The sequence below is a fragment of the Streptomyces sp. SID13726 genome (assembly GCF_010548375.1).
GTDB lineage: Bacteria > Actinomycetota > Actinomycetes > Streptomycetales > Streptomycetaceae > Streptomyces.
Genome location: NZ_JAAGLY010000335.1, coordinates 1 through 480, shown reverse-complemented (window position 1 = coordinate 480; position 480 = coordinate 1). Strand labels below are relative to the sequence as shown.

General features: G+C 68.5%; 1 protein-coding gene. It reads right to left on the bottom strand.

The window, feature by feature from the left end; translation table 11 throughout:
* On the bottom strand, positions 1 to 480 hold a 480-nt coding region (locus G3I78_RS47935; protein ID WP_164436905.1), incomplete at both ends, for a family 16 glycoside hydrolase.

Sequence of the window (480 nt, the reverse complement as noted above, 5' to 3'; positions counted from 1 at the left end):
ACCTCGTACCGCTCCTGGATGTAGACGCCGCTGTTGCCGCGGGCCTGGCCCGTGACGTCGGGCGCGTGCTCGGGCTGGTACCACTCGACGTGCATCCGGAAGTCGTCGAACTTCTCCTTGGTGCGGATGTCGCCGCCGAACGACTCGACGGAGCCGTCGGCGATCGGCCACGTCGCGGGACCGCCGCCGTTGACGGCCGCCCACCGGTCGAGGTCGTCGCCGTCGAACAGCGCGATGCGCTCGGTCGGGGTGACGGTGAGGCTGTCGAGGTTGACGTGACCGATGTCGTCGTCGTCGTGCTGGATCGTGATGGTGTTGGCGCCCTCGCGCAGCGGCACGGTCTCGACCTGGGTGGCCCAGGTGGACCACGCCACGGTGCTGTCGAACCAGACCTGCTTGATCTTCTCGCCGTTGACGTAGAGGCTCAGGTTCCTCGGCAGCGGCGCGGGGTCGCTGTTCTGGCCGTTGGCGTAGCGGATC